Consider the following 13,087-nt stretch of genomic DNA (forward strand, 5'->3'; position numbering starts at 1 on the left):
AAATTCATTGCATCATGAAAATCCTACCGCTGAGTTTTTAGGGTTAACCTTTAACTTAAGTAATATTTTAATGATTACGGTAGCAAGTTTGATCGTTTTCCTTATTGCCTTCGTATCAACAAGGAAACTGGCCATGAATCCGACCGGGTTGCAGAACTTTATGGAATGGATCATGGACTTTGTAAGAAATATCATCAAGAGTAACATGGACTGGAAAACCGGGGCTCCCTTTCATATTCTCGGTATTACATTAATTATGTATGTATTCATTTCAAATATGCTGGGACTGCCGTTTGCAGTGGTCTATGACCACGAGCTTTGGTGGAAATCGCCTACAGCTGACCCAGTCATCACCTTGACCCTTGCAGTCATGGTTGTTGTGCTGTCGCATTACTATGGGATCAGGAACAAAGGGTTCACAGAATATGGCAGAGAGTACGTGAAGCCGTACTGGTTCATGTTCCCGATTAAAATCATCGAGGAATTCGCCAACACGCTGACATTAGGTCTGCGTCTATACGGTAACATTTATGCGGGTGAGATCCTGTTGACACTGCTTGTTGGAAGCTTGGCCGCAATTGGAGTGGGCGGCGTGGTAGCAGCTATCATTCCTACTCTCATCTGGCAAGGTTTCTCAATTTTCATTGGAGCCATTCAGGCCTTTGTATTCGTTATGTTAACGATGGTTTATCTGGCGCACAAAGTCAGCCATGACCATTAATAATATATATGTTCAGCCCAATTGAACAGAAATAATCTTTATTTTCATACATTGAAGGAGGAAATTAATAATGGGTTTATTAGCAGCAGCAATCGCAGTAGGTTTAGCAGCATTCGGAGCATCTATCGGTAACGGAATGATCGTTTCCAAAACAGTTGAAGGTATTGCCCGCCAGCCGGAAGCACGCGGTATGCTTCAAACAACAATGTTCATCGGTGTAGCCCTTGTTGAGGCGATTCCAATCATCGCAGTAGTTATCGCGTTCATCGTAATGGGTGGAGAATAATCTCTAACAGTAAAATGGCGAAGAACTCTCAGAGAACCTTCGCCATTCCTTTATGTCCATAATTCAATCTTCTTGATCGAATAACGATATATGTAGGAGTTTTAAACTTAGTTTATGTCATTGTGAAACTATCGTCTCTTGAAGGGAGTGAAATCTCGTGCAAACAACTTCATTTGTTCTAGGAGCTGCCGAATTTAACGGCGGTGATATCCTTTTCCAGCTGGCCATGTTTATAATCTTGATGGCATTGCTGAAAAAATTTGCCTGGGGCCCATTGATGGGAATCATGAAAGAGCGTGAAAGCCATATTGCCAGCGAGATATCTGCGGCAGAACGCAGCAGGGAAGAAGCCGGAAAATCATTGGAAGAACAGCGTCAATTATTGAAAGAAGCCCGCTTGGAAGCTCAGGCAATGATTGAGAATTCTAAAAAGCACGGTGAAGAAGAGCGTGCTCAGATCATTGCATCAGCGCGCGCAGAGGCTGACCGTATGAAGGATTCAGCGAAGAAAGAAATTGAAATCGAAAAAGATAAAGCGGTTTCCGCTTTGCGTGAACAGGTTTCAACACTATCTGTCCTGATTGCATCCAAAGTCATTGAGAAAGAATTAAGTGCGGCAGATCAGCAAAAATTGATCTCTGACTATATTCAAGAGGCAGGAGAAGAGCGATGAGTAATATTGCAGTAGCAAAACGCTATGCGATAGCTCTTTTCGAGATTGCCAAAGAACATAATCAGTTAGAATCAGTTGAAGTGGAGCTTCGCATAGTCAGAACTGTATTCGAAGAGAACAAGGAATTAGATATCCTTCTTCAATCTCCGCGGATTTCCGCTGAGAAGAAAAAGGACATCGTTAAGGAAGCATTTTCATCGGCTTCACCACATGTAATGAACACACTGATGCTTCTCGTGGACCGCCATCGTGCAAGTCAGGTTACAAGCCTAGTAGATGCTTATATCGAGCTTGCTAATAATGAACGCGGGATTGCTGAAGCGAAAGTGTACTCTGTCCGTCCTCTGGATGAAGCAGAGAAAGCAGCATTGTCTGTGTCTTTCGCGAAAAAAGTCGGAAAAAGTTCATTGCGTATTGAAAACATCACAGACCCAACTCTTCTCGGCGGCATGAAGCTGAGGATCGGCAACCGCATCTTTGACGGAAGCCTTAAAGGGAAGCTGGAGCGCTTAGAGCGTGAATTAATCCGTAATTAAGCCGGGATGTCCTGAGCAGGACCCTGCATTAAACATATAAGGGATTCTCTACATAGAGTTACCCTGAAAAAATCCAATGTAACCATAGAGGGGTGAAATTCATGAGCATTAAAGCTGAAGAAATCAGTGCGCTGATAAAAAAGCAAATTGAAAACTATCAGTCAGAAATGAAAGTAAGCGACGTAGGTACGGTAATCCAGATCGGGGACGGTATCGCACGTGCTCATGGCCTCGACAACGTCATGGCTGGAGAGCTTGTTGAGTTTTCAAACGGTGTCATGGGTATGGCACAGAACCTTGAAGAAAACAACGTAGGTATCATAATCCTGGGACCTTACCGCGATATCAAGGAAGGCGATGAAGTTCGCCGTACAGGCCGTATCATGGAAGTTCCTGTAGGTGAAGAACTTATTGGCCGCGTTGTAAACTCACTTGGACAACCAGTTGATGGTCTTGGCCCAATCAATGCTACAAAAACTCGTCCAATCGAAAGTAAAGCAACTGGAGTAATGGATCGTAAATCTGTTCATGAGCCGCTTCAAACTGGTATCAAAGCGATCGACGCTCTTGTGCCAATCGGACGCGGACAGCGTGAATTGATCATCGGTGACCGCCAAACAGGTAAAACGTCTGTTGCGATCGATACAATCCTTAACCAAAGAGATCAAGACATGGTATGTATCTATGTAGCTATCGGACAAAAAGAGTCCACTGTGCGTAACGCAGTAGAAACTCTTCGTAAGCATGGTGCGCTTGACTACACAATCGTCGTGACTGCATCTGCATCCCAGCCTGCTCCAATGTTATTCCTTGCGCCATACGCGGGTGTAACAATGGGTGAGGAATTCATGTTCAACGGCAAGCACGTGCTGGTTGTATATGATGATCTTTCCAAGCAAGCTGCAGCATATCGTGAACTTTCATTACTATTACGCCGTCCTCCAGGCCGTGAAGCATTCCCTGGTGACGTATTCTACTTGCACAGTCGTCTACTCGAGCGTGCAGCTAAATTAAGTGATGCGAAAGGTGCCGGTTCAATCACTGCACTTCCATTCGTTGAAACGCAAGCAGGCGATATTTCTGCTTACATCCCGACAAACGTTATTTCCATCACGGATGGACAGATCTTCCTTCAGTCTGACCTATTCTTCTCTGGCGTACGTCCAGCGATCAATGCAGGTCTTTCTGTATCACGTGTTGGTGGTTCTGCCCAAATCAAAGCAATGAAAAAGGTATCTGGTACGCTTCGTCTTGACTTGGCGGCATACCGTGAACTGGAAGCATTCGCCCAGTTTGGTTCTGATCTTGATAAAGCGACACAAGCAAAGCTTAACCGCGGTGCTCGTACAGTAGAAGTGCTGAAGCAGGATCTTAACAAACCGATCAAAGTTGAGAAGCAAGTCATGATTCTTTACTCTTTGACTAAAGGGTTCCTTGATGATATCCCTGTTGGAGATGTGCGCCGCTTCGAGGAAGAATTCCTTAGCTGGTTAGATCACAACCATACTGAGTTGTTAGACCATATCAGAACGACAAAAGGTCTTCCTGAAGATGATGCAATGAAAGCTGCCATCAACGAATTCAAGAAAACTTTTGCCAAGTCTGAATAATTCATACCATAATTACAACGGCAGGACGGCGGGGAAACCCGCTTGCCCTGTCGAGTGTTTTTAAGGTAAGGTCCGAACAATAAAAAGGGTGGTGAGAACCAGTGGCATCGTTACGCGACATTAAATCTCGTATAACTTCTACGAAAAAGACAAGTCAAATAACTAAAGCTATGCAAATGGTTTCTGCATCAAAGATGGCCCGTGCTGAAGCGAATGCGAAAGCCTTCGTTCCATATATGGGAAAAATCCAGGAAGTCGTTTCCTCGATTGCTGGAAGCACAGACGCATCCCATCCGATGCTAGTCTCCCGCCCCGTTAAAAAAACCGGCTACTTGGTCATCACTTCTGACCGCGGTTTAGCGGGAGCATATAACAGTAATGTTATACGACTTGTCCATAACAAAATTAAAGAACGCCATTCATCCAATGATGAATTTGCTATTATCGCAATCGGCCGTATCGGAAGGGACTTCTTCCAGAAACGCGGCTTCAATGTTATTGAAGGCATTACTGGAATCCCGGATCAGCCGAGTTTTTCAGATATCAAAGATATCGCCAACAAAGCGGTGGGCATGTTCTCTGATGGTGCTTATGATGAGCTGTATTTATACTACAACCATTATGTCAGTGCCATTCAGCAGGATGTTACGGAAGCGAAAGTTCTGCCATTGACAGATCTTGAAACTTCTTCAATGCAAACATCTTATGAATTTGATCCATCTGCAGAAGCTATCTTAGAAGTACTGCTTCCTCAATATGCTGAGAGCTTGATTTACGGTGCTTTGCTTGATGGTAAAGCCAGTGAGCACGCTGCCCGTATGTCTGCGATGAAGTCTGCAACGGATAACGCGAAGGAATTGATCAACAGCTTATCTCTTTCTTATAACCGTGCCCGCCAGGCAGCCATCACTCAGGAAATCACCGAAATCGTGGGTGGAGCAGCAGCATTAGAATAAAACTTATAGTGGCTGGAGCATATCCTGCCCAGCCTTTTCTTATAATGGTCGTCAAAAGCTAGATAGGAGGGAAAAAGATGAACAAAGGACACGTTCTTCAAGTAATGGGTCCGGTTGTTGACGTAAAGTTCGAAAGCGGTCAACTGCCTGATATCTTTAACGCTCTTGTTGTCAAACAAGAAGCGAAAGCAGATGCTAAAGGCATCGATTTAACACTGGAAGTTGCCCTTCACCTAGGTGATGATACGGTCCGTACAATCGCGATGGATTCCACTGATGGATTGACTCGCGGAATCGAAGTGGCAGACACTGGAGCTCCTATCTCCGTTCCAGTTGGTGATGTCACTCTAGGACGCGTATTCAACGTACTTGGTGAAACAATTGACCTTGATGAAAATATCGACAGCAGTGCACGCCGTGATCCAATTCACAGAGAAGCACCTAAATTCGATCAACTTTCTACAGAGGTAGAAATCCTTGAAACCGGTATTAAAGTAGTAGATCTTCTTGCTCCTTATATTAAAGGTGGTAAGATCGGACTCTTCGGTGGTGCCGGTGTAGGGAAAACCGTTTTAATCCAGGAGCTTATCAATAACATCGCCCAAGAGCACGGCGGTCTTTCCGTATTCGCCGGTGTTGGTGAGCGTACTCGTGAAGGAAATGACCTTTTCCATGAGATGAGCGACTCTGGAGTTATCAAGAAAACAGCGATGGTCTTCGGACAAATGAATGAGCCTCCGGGAGCGCGTATGCGTGTTGCCCTGACTGGCCTGACAATGGCTGAATACTTCCGTGATGAGCAAGGACAGGACGTTCTTCTGTTCGTTGACAACATCTTCCGTTTCACTCAAGCAGGTTCCGAGGTTTCCGCCCTTCTAGGCCGTATGCCTTCAGCGGTTGGTTACCAGCCGACACTTGCAACGGATATGGGTCAATTACAGGAGCGTATCACTTCCACTAACGTTGGTTCTGTTACATCGATCCAAGCAATCTATGTACCAGCCGATGACTATACGGATCCAGCTCCGGCAACAACTTTCGCTCACCTTGATGCAACAACGAACCTTGAGCGTAAGCTTTCCGAAATGGGTATCTACCCTGCGGTGGATCCTCTTGCTTCGACTTCACGTGCGCTTTCTCCTGAAATTGTTGGAGAAGAACATTACAGTGTTGCACGTCAAGTTCAGCAGACGCTTCAGCGTTATAAAGAACTTCAAGATATCATTGCAATTCTTGGTATGGATGAACTTTCAGATGAAGATAAATTAATTGTATCACGCGCACGCCGTGTTCAATTCTTCTTGTCTCAAAACTTCCACGTTGCTGAGCAGTTCACCGGCCAAAAGGGTTCTTATGTAGAAGTCAAAGACACTGTTCAAGACTTCAAACAGATTCTTGAAGGTAAGTATGACCACATTCCAGAAGATGCATTCCGTCTTGTAGGTCCAATGAGCGACGTACTTAAAGCAGCAAAAGAGATGGGTGTAGAAGTATAATCAGGGACCAGGAGGGAATAAAATGAAGACATTAAAGGTCAATATTGTCACTCCCGATGGCCCAGTGTACGAATCTGAAGTGGAAATGGTAAGCACCAAAGCTCAAAGCGGTGAGCTTGGAATCCTTCCAGGACACATTCCAATGGTTGCTCCATTGCAAATCGGTGCCGTCCGTTTGAAAAATGGCAACGACACTGAGCTTGTAGCTGTCAGCGGCGGCTTCTTGGAAGTCCGCCCTGATCAAGTGACAATTCTGGCGCAGTCAGCAGAAAGATCGGAAGCGATTGATGTTGAACGTGCCAAGGAAGCAAAAAATCGTGCAGAAAACCGCTTGAATGCGAGCAAGGAAGAAATCGACTTCCGCCGCGCTGAACTTGCCCTTCGTCGCGCGATGAACCGTATCAACGTGCACGAGCGCAATTTCTAAAATAGCAATAACCCCAAAACGCCTTTCCTGACCGGGAAGGCGTTTTTTTAATGCTTTAAACCACTAAAAGGAACAGTCCCTCTTCATGCACTATAGCGTTAAAGGGCTAAAAGGGACTGTCCCTGCTGGCGCTTCGAATCGGTTAAGCGCTAAGAAGGGCTGTCCCCTAAATTACTTTACAGTATTAAAGAACGCTGAAATATTTGTAAAATTTGTTTAAGGAATGTTTAGGTGTGCTACAATAGGGTATATGTCGAAAGTTGCGATATTTTGTTGTCGTATTTTTACATAGTTCTTTATTGGGTGAGGAGTAATTTATATGCTAGAAGGATTTGGTCAGCAAGCCGTCACAAACATGCTTGTTCATTTGACTTTTATCGCAATCAGTTTTTGGGCGCTGCAGGCTCTTAACTTTGATAAGTTTCTGAGAGCCAGCCGGGTATTCCAGGCAAGGCTTCTGTTCATCCTAATGTCTATTGCCTTAGGGTCTATAGTCGGAAACTTCTTCCTGGATTATTTAATGTGGTCCCAGCAGCTGCCTTTCATCTTGCAAGCTGTCACCATTCTGTAAAAAAATAGGTCGTTGTACATGTGTTCAAATGCAGCGGGATTGAGTATGATTTCTATTGTGTGTTTCTTTTCACAAGCTTGATAAAAGGTAGTCAGTTCAGGTGAATGAATGAAACAGTCACAAACTACGCAGATGAGTCTAAAATATATAGAGCTAAAAGAATATAAGCAGCCTTAAAAAATGTAAAAAGATGACGACAATTCCCAAGTATGTTCTTTCCTTCACAGGAAACACTGTGAATAAGGGGGAGAGAACATGAATAGATATAAGGTTTTACTGCCGTTATTATTTTTGGGAATTTGTTTTGCGGTTGTAATTAGTGGTAAATACACTAATGCTTCTGATCATTCTTTAGATATAGATAGGCTTGCAGAAGCAGTTATTGAATCTGACGGAAGTATTACTGAATGGTCTCTATATGCAAGGGAAAACGTAAATTTCTCCACGGATAAAGGTTTTACAACTTTTGCGGAAAGTATGCAGCAAGAATATCCTGGCTTTCACTGGGTTTATAACCAGAATAATGAAAGACTAGAATTTAAAGGTTTAATCGAGCATGCATACGGGGTAGAGATTATTAAAATGGTAACGACAAAAGATGACAACCACCAATCGTATATATTATACGAATTCCGCGGAAACAAATGGAATCATCTTACAAAACAAACTATTCAAGACCATTATCTTCCAAAATTGAAAAATCTTTTTGCAGGGGAACCTTTTATTTTCTCTTGTATCAAAGGCGAATTCAGTGATACACTTGACGGTGTTTTATCGAAGCAATCAAATAAGTTACTTTCTATTTTAGAGGCAAATGAGTTGGAATCATTAAAAGAGAACGATTTTTATTCAATATCGGCTTTTTCTAATAAATTCGAGCAATATGTGCCGACCCAGCATCAAAACATGAACTTGCAACTAGGCCTACGGAAAAAAGGATTGGGCACAAAGACAACCTTTGTCATTGGCACACCCATCCTTACGGTTGAATATTAATATAGAGAAATTGGACGCGGAGGGGAATACTCTTGGAAAAAATCATCGTCCGCGGCGGCCAGAGTCTTAACGGTACTGTAAAAGCAGAAGGTGCTAAAAATGCTGTTTTGCCTGTGATCGCTGCTACATTATTAGCTAGTGAAGGAAAGAGTGTCATCAAGGATGTACCTACTCTATCCGATGTATATACGATCAATGAAGTATTACGTCATTTAAATACAGATGTTACATTTTCAAATAACGAAATCACAGTAGATGCATCCAGAGAGTTATTAGTGGAAGCTCCATTTGAATACGTGCGCAAGATGCGTGCCTCTGTTCTGGTAATGGGATCATTACTTGGCAGAACCGGCCGTGCGCGTGTAGCATTGCCTGGAGGCTGTGCAATCGGTTCAAGACCAATCGATCAGCATCTTAAAGGCTTCGAAGCAATGGGAGCTAAGGTGAAAGTCGGAAATGGTTTCATTGAAGCCGAAGTCGACGGCGGCAGATTGAAAGGTGCGAAAGTCTATTTGGACTTCCCAAGTGTTGGAGCAACGGAAAACATCATGATGGCTGCTGTACTAGCGGAAGGCACGACTGTGCTTGAAAACGTAGCAAAAGAGCCTGAAATTGTTGACCTTGCAAACTTCCTTAATAAAATGGGAGCAAACGTTAAAGGTGCCGGTACTGGTACTATCCGGATCGAAGGGGTAGAGCGCCTGTATGGTGTGGAACATAACATCATACCTGACCGTATCGAAGCAGGTACATTCATGGTTGCAGCGGCAATCACAAAAGGAAATGTACTGGTGAAAGGTGCCATCGCAGAGCATATGTCTTCTTTAGTGGCCAAAATGGAAGAAATGGGTGTAACGATCATTGAAGAGGAAGATGGATTGAGAGTCATCGGGCCTGAAAAATTGAAGCCTGTTGATATCAAAACAATGCCTCACCCTGGTTTCCCAACTGACATGCAGTCACAAATGATGGCCTTGCTGCTTTGCGCAGAAGGAACAAGCGTCATTTCAGAAACTGTTTTCGAAAACCGTTTCATGCACGTTGAAGAATTCCGTCGTATGAACGCAGACATCAAGATTGAAGGGCGTTCTGTTATCATTAACGGACCTGTAACCCTTCAAGGTGCGGAAGTCGGAGCGACTGATTTGCGTGCAGCAGCTGCGCTGACAATTGCCGGCCTTGTTGCAGAAGGATACACCCGTGTCACTGAGCTTCAACATCTTGACCGCGGCTATGTTGATTTCCATAAGAAACTGGAGTCAATCGGCGCAGACATCGAACGTGTGAAAGAAGTAGAAGAAGTGGACATTACAGCAAATGAACAAATCATTACAGATCTTAATGCATAAAAGATATTCCTGAAAAGCTCTGCATCCGCAGAGCTTTTTTCAATTCCCAGACTACCACACTTACCCGCTGGAAGAAAATAACTTGCCTGCTTTATAACTTTACAGCAGAAAAAGTGACTGTCCCTCTTCGTGCTGTAAAGCGTTAAAGGAGGCTATGTTTTACCATTTTTTCTGCAATTCATAGTTATAATTGCTTGTCCACTGCCATAGATATGAATGGAGGTGAAGAAGTTCAGGCTTCTTCGCTTTAATCATTGTTATGGAGGCATCGGACATGAAGCAATTCAAACCAGTAATCATTACAGTCGCAATCCTAATGGCCGTCACTTTTCTAGTACCCACACTCGTTGTGCTTCCCTTCTCAGATGATGAAGCAAGCAGCCAGCTGGACGAGACAACCCAGAAGCCGAAAGAGACCACCCTTTTGGAAGATTCAGTAGAGGTCGCCGTCTACAGGTCCAGTAAAGAAATCATTGAAAAGCTTCCATTAGAAGAGTATGTCGTTGGAGTCGTGGCAGGAGAAATGCCTGCCGATTTTGAAATAGAGGCCTTGAAGGCACAGGCACTGACGGCCAGGACATTTGTTGTTACCCAAATGATGAATAAAGATGAAAATGTTCCTGAAGGTGCTGATGTGACTGATACAGTCGCTGACCAAGTTTTCAGAAGCACCGAGGAGCTGAAGAAACAATGGGGCCCCGACTATCAGTGGAAATTAGATAAAATCAGCCAGGCTGTCCTGGAAACAAAAGGTAAAATCCTTACCTATGAAGGAAATCCAATATCAGCACAATTCTTTTCAACAAGCAATGGATTTACCGAAAACTCGGAAGCCTACTGGGCTAATTCTCTGCCTTATTTAAAAAGTGTGGAAAGTCCCTGGGATAAAGACTCCCCCGTTTTCAGCGATCAAAAAGTTGTCCCGGTTACTGAATTCCAGGAAAAGCTGGGTATCGCCATTGATGGGGGTGACTCTGTTGGTACGATCACAGGCAGGACACCAGGGAAACGAGTGGAGACTGTTGTGATTGGCGGCAAGGAATTCACCGGCAGGGAAATCAGGGAGAAGCTGGAGTTGAGATCTTCTGACTTCACCTGGTATCGAAAAGGCGACCACATCGTCATCACCACTAAAGGATTCGGGCACGGAGTCGGCATGAGCCAATATGGAGCAAATGGGATGGCTAAGGAAGGCAAGAGCTTTGAGGAGATTGTCACTCATTACTATAAAGATGTGAAGGTGAGTTCTTCTGATTCGATTATAAAGCAGTTTACGGCTAAAAAGTAAACAAGAAATAACTTTGCATTTTTAACTTGTATCCCGAGTTAGGATTTCCGCTCCAGATTTGCGACTCCGCGGGGCGGGCGTTGAGCCTCCTCGGCTTCGCCTGTGGGGTCACACCTGTCCCGCTAGTCCCGCAGGAGGTCGCACACCTTCCGCTTCAATCCTGCAAAGTATGTAATTTAGCTATTCTTAGAAATTCGATGTTTACCTGAAAAACTCTACCTAATCTCACATAAATAAATATAACTCATTAAGAGGACGAACTCATTACGATTTTGTCCTTTAATTTTTCTTCTGTTTACGCTTTATTCACACTAATTATGGGCATAGTCATGCGAAGAAAATCTTTTTTTGTTCTTCACCCTTAAAAAAGACGATAATGGGTCACTCACTCACTTTTATGGTACCTGTTACTTTGATAAAAAAGATAACATTTCCTGGTAATTGATGTTGTATGAATAGAGGAATAAAAGTTGAGAATATAACAGCAGCGGCCTGTTAAGGATAATTAAATAAAAGAAGCGTGCCAGCGAAATTCGCCAGCACGCTTTTTTTGTCATCTGCTATCCATTTAATTTTACCCGTACCTTCTCCAACCCCCGAGCGATCGCATGATTCTTATTCCCAAAGTAAGTCCGATTCACAATAAGCAAACAAACAGCGACTCCCAGGAGGTCCTTGGCGGCGTCTATAAGGGTTGCGGAACGATAAGGAACGAAAGATTGATGGATTTCGTCTATCAGGCCATAGAACCCGGCAGCAAGGGCAGCAGCAAAACTGGCGGCATACGTCAGCCGGTCATGTGCCAGTAGTGCAAGGACAAATAAAACATAGAGGATGGCGAATTCAACTAAATGAAGGGACTCTTTGAAAAAACGATCGAACGAGTCATTCTCCATTTTTACAATCATATCCGCAGGATTACTGGACATATACCATATCAAAGCCATATATATAAACGGGGCAGCAGTCAAAGCCCATTTAATGATTCTTAACATGAGAAAATCCTTCCTATGAAAACATTCTTTTAATTATTTTACCATTAACCCAGCTTTCTTCCATATGAAAAAAGAAAATGTGATAAAACATACATATTTATAAAAGCTTTGTCGAATGATAAGAAGTTAAAAATTTTTTTGCAGAGAATGTATATATTACTTTCAAAGTGTTCAGAATGATTGCTGAGGTGATGGAAATGAGAGAGGAAGAAAAGAAACGACCTTCTCAGAAATTCTTTAGTAAACGTTGGGCATACCCAGCAATGTATTTGGCAAGTGCAGCAATCATTATTACAGCAATCCTATGGTATCAAGCAGCTGGAAATGATGTTGCAGAAGATCAAGAACTTGGTTATGAAGAGGATGTTCAAACCGGTAACGAGTTTGATCGTCCAGCAGTCGAAGTCAACCGGACAATGGAAAATTTCGTAATGCCAGTCGCTGACGAAAATGAAGTGGTCATCGAAAAAGGATTCTACGATGCTAACGCTTCAGAACAAGAGCAAGAAGCAGCATTAGTTGTGTACGACAATCAATACCACCCTAACCAAGGTATCGACATTTCACTTGGCGGAAAAGACTTTGATGTATTGGCAGCCATGAGCGGCACAGTCACTAAAGTCCAAGAAGATTCCCTTCTAGGAAACATGATTGAAGTTGAACACGACAAAGGAATTGTCACTCGTTACCAATCAGTCAAGGACTTCGCGGTTGAAGTAGGCGATACTGTAGAGCAAGGACAAAAACTTGCAGCAGCAGGCCAGAGTTTATTCAATGAAAAAGCTGGAGTACACGTACACTTTGAAATCCGTAAAGATGAAGTTGCTGTTAATCCACAAGAGTATGTTAATAAGTCTTTAGCCACTCTTCAAGAAGTTTCTTTTGATGAGAAGCAATCAGACGTTGATGCACAAGCTGAAGATCAAGCAGAAACAGATGTTCCGGATGCTGCAGACAGCCAAAGTGAAGATGGTGCTGAAGAAGAAGGATCAGAAAGTACTCAAAGTGAAGAAGACTCAGATTCCGCTGAAGAAGAAAATGGAACCGAAGACACTGACTCTGAAGAAAATGCTGACCAGGGCACTGACGAAGGAACAGAAGATAGCGATTCTGAAGAAGAATAATAATAATATTACGAAGGATTGTCCGAGAATTGGACAATCCTTTTTTGTTTTACAAACAT

14 protein-coding genes are annotated in these 13,087 nt (G+C 43.4%); 13 read left to right on the forward strand and 1 reads right to left on the reverse strand.

The window, feature by feature from the left end; translation table 11 throughout:
* The first annotated feature begins 7 nt into the window (after positions 1-7).
* The 12 genes from atpB to spoIID all read left to right on the forward strand — a co-directional run bounded on the left by atpB (position 8) and on the right by spoIID (position 10,909).
* On the forward strand, positions 8-721 hold the full coding sequence (atpB, locus tag B9Z54_RS10110; protein WP_113928280.1) for a F0F1 ATP synthase subunit A: 714 nt from the start codon (positions 8-10) through the stop codon (positions 719-721).
* Positions 722-791: 70 nt separating this feature from the next.
* Positions 792-1,007 (forward strand): F0F1 ATP synthase subunit C, encoded by a 216-nt coding sequence (atpE, locus tag B9Z54_RS10115; RefSeq protein WP_113928281.1) that lies wholly within the window; start codon positions 792-794, stop codon positions 1,005-1,007.
* 157 nt (positions 1,008-1,164) lie between these two features.
* Complete coding sequence (gene atpF / locus B9Z54_RS10120) at positions 1,165-1,680, forward strand: F0F1 ATP synthase subunit B (RefSeq protein ID WP_113928282.1); 516 nt, start codon at positions 1,165-1,167, stop codon at positions 1,678-1,680.
* Positions 1,677-2,216: a F0F1 ATP synthase subunit delta gene (locus B9Z54_RS10125; protein WP_113928283.1), complete on the forward strand. Its 540-nt coding sequence runs from the start codon at positions 1,677-1,679 to the stop codon at positions 2,214-2,216. Before atpF ends, B9Z54_RS10125 begins: the two co-directional genes overlap by 4 nt.
* Positions 2,217-2,317: 101 nt before the next feature.
* On the forward strand, positions 2,318-3,826 hold the full coding sequence (gene atpA, locus B9Z54_RS10130) for a F0F1 ATP synthase subunit alpha (protein ID WP_113928284.1): 1,509 nt from the start codon (positions 2,318-2,320) through the stop codon (positions 3,824-3,826).
* A gap of 101 nt (positions 3,827-3,927) precedes the next feature.
* Positions 3,928-4,782, forward strand: coding sequence for an ATP synthase F1 subunit gamma (gene atpG / locus B9Z54_RS10135; protein WP_113928285.1), 855 nt, complete (start codon positions 3,928-3,930; stop codon positions 4,780-4,782).
* A gap of 77 nt (positions 4,783-4,859) precedes the next feature.
* The gene (gene atpD, locus B9Z54_RS10140) at positions 4,860-6,278 is read left to right on the forward strand and encodes a F0F1 ATP synthase subunit beta (RefSeq protein WP_113928286.1); all 1,419 of its coding nucleotides are present in this window, start codon (positions 4,860-4,862) and stop codon (positions 6,276-6,278) included.
* Between the two features lie 22 nt (positions 6,279-6,300).
* Entirely contained in the window at positions 6,301-6,705 is a 405-nt protein-coding gene (locus B9Z54_RS10145; RefSeq protein WP_113928287.1) for a F0F1 ATP synthase subunit epsilon, read from the forward strand.
* A 319-nt stretch (positions 6,706-7,024) separates the two neighbouring features.
* Positions 7,025-7,276 (forward strand): DUF1146 family protein, encoded by a 252-nt coding sequence (locus B9Z54_RS10150; protein ID WP_113928288.1) that lies wholly within the window; start codon positions 7,025-7,027, stop codon positions 7,274-7,276.
* Positions 7,277-7,531: 255 nt separating this feature from the next.
* Positions 7,532-8,272 carry a YwmB family TATA-box binding protein gene (locus B9Z54_RS10155; protein WP_113928289.1) on the forward strand — a complete coding sequence of 247 codons (741 nt, stop codon included), beginning with the start codon at positions 7,532-7,534 and terminating at the stop codon, positions 8,270-8,272.
* A 32-nt stretch (positions 8,273-8,304) separates the two neighbouring features.
* Positions 8,305-9,621 carry a UDP-N-acetylglucosamine 1-carboxyvinyltransferase gene (murA, locus tag B9Z54_RS10160; protein WP_113928290.1) on the forward strand — a complete coding sequence of 439 codons (1,317 nt, stop codon included), beginning with the start codon at positions 8,305-8,307 and terminating at the stop codon, positions 9,619-9,621.
* Between the two features lie 274 nt (positions 9,622-9,895).
* The gene (gene spoIID, locus B9Z54_RS10165; RefSeq protein WP_113928291.1) at positions 9,896-10,909 is read left to right on the forward strand and encodes a stage II sporulation protein D; all 1,014 of its coding nucleotides are present in this window, start codon (positions 9,896-9,898) and stop codon (positions 10,907-10,909) included.
* 560 nt (positions 10,910-11,469) lie between these two features.
* Here spoIID and B9Z54_RS10170 read toward each other — a convergent pair.
* The gene (locus B9Z54_RS10170; RefSeq protein WP_113928292.1) at positions 11,470-11,904 is read right to left on the reverse strand and encodes a VanZ family protein; all 435 of its coding nucleotides are present in this window, start codon (positions 11,902-11,904) and stop codon (positions 11,470-11,472) included.
* A 176-nt stretch (positions 11,905-12,080) separates the two neighbouring features.
* On the opposite strand from B9Z54_RS10170, the gene spoIIQ reads away from it, so the two are divergent.
* Positions 12,081-13,028 carry a stage II sporulation protein SpoIIQ gene (gene spoIIQ / locus B9Z54_RS10175; RefSeq protein WP_240189875.1) on the forward strand — a complete coding sequence of 316 codons (948 nt, stop codon included), beginning with the start codon at positions 12,081-12,083 and terminating at the stop codon, positions 13,026-13,028.
* Positions 13,029-13,087 lie beyond the last annotated feature (59 nt).

Origin of the sequence: Bacillus sp. P14.5 (assembly GCF_003316765.1) — a bacterium.
Taxonomy (GTDB): Bacteria; Bacillota; Bacilli; order Bacillales; family Bacillaceae_B; genus Rossellomorea.

Bases quoted from the DNA above. Each gene is read 5' to 3' on its own strand.
- atpE (WP_113928281.1), top strand. From the start codon at position 792: ATGGGTTTATTAGCAGCAGCAATCGCAGTAGGTTTAGCAGCATTCGGA.
- B9Z54_RS10125 (WP_113928283.1), top strand. From the start codon at position 1,677: ATGAGTAATATTGCAGTAGCAAAACGCTATGCGATAGCTCTTTTCGAG.
- atpA (WP_113928284.1), top strand. From the start codon at position 2,318: ATGAGCATTAAAGCTGAAGAAATCAGTGCGCTGATAAAAAAGCAAATT.
- atpD (WP_113928286.1), top strand. From the start codon at position 4,860: ATGAACAAAGGACACGTTCTTCAAGTAATGGGTCCGGTTGTTGACGTA.
- B9Z54_RS10145 (WP_113928287.1), top strand. From the start codon at position 6,301: ATGAAGACATTAAAGGTCAATATTGTCACTCCCGATGGCCCAGTGTAC.
- B9Z54_RS10150 (WP_113928288.1), top strand. From the start codon at position 7,025: ATGCTAGAAGGATTTGGTCAGCAAGCCGTCACAAACATGCTTGTTCAT.
- B9Z54_RS10155 (WP_113928289.1), top strand. From the start codon at position 7,532: ATGAATAGATATAAGGTTTTACTGCCGTTATTATTTTTGGGAATTTGT.
- spoIID (WP_113928291.1), top strand. From the start codon at position 9,896: ATGAAGCAATTCAAACCAGTAATCATTACAGTCGCAATCCTAATGGCC.
- B9Z54_RS10170 (WP_113928292.1), bottom strand. From the start codon at position 11,904: ATGTTAAGAATCATTAAATGGGCTTTGACTGCTGCCCCGTTTATATAT.
- spoIIQ (WP_240189875.1), top strand. From the start codon at position 12,081: ATGATTGCTGAGGTGATGGAAATGAGAGAGGAAGAAAAGAAACGACCT.